Annotated in this window: 1 protein-coding gene; it reads left to right on the top strand. The window is 70.2% G+C overall.

Annotated elements, in window-relative coordinates; translation table 11 throughout:
- Positions 1 to 235, top strand: a 235-nt coding sequence (locus tag IF54_RS40325) for a S8 family serine peptidase (protein WP_037821298.1), incomplete at both ends; no start/stop codon positions are given.

Here is a 235-nt window from a genome sequence, read left to right as displayed (position 1 = left end):
GTCGGGCGGCAAGTACAAGGGCGTCGCGCCCGGTGCCAAGATCCTCAACGGCAAGGTCCTCGACGACACCGGCTCGGGTGACGACTCCGGCATCCTCGCCGGCATGGAGTGGGCGGCCGCGCAGGGCGCCGACGTCGTCAACCTCAGCCTGGGCGGCGGCGACACCCCGGAGATCGACCCGCTCGAGGCGGAGGTCAACAAGCTCTCGGCCGAGAAGGGCATCCTGTTCGCCATC

The sequence above is a fragment of the Streptomyces sp. NRRL B-3229 genome (assembly GCF_000719505.1).
In the GTDB taxonomy this organism is placed as follows: domain Bacteria; phylum Actinomycetota; class Actinomycetes; order Streptomycetales; family Streptomycetaceae; genus Streptomyces; species Streptomyces griseorubiginosus.
The sequence above is the reverse complement of the archived record's forward strand: the minus strand, read 5'-3'. Positions and strand labels throughout refer to the sequence as shown.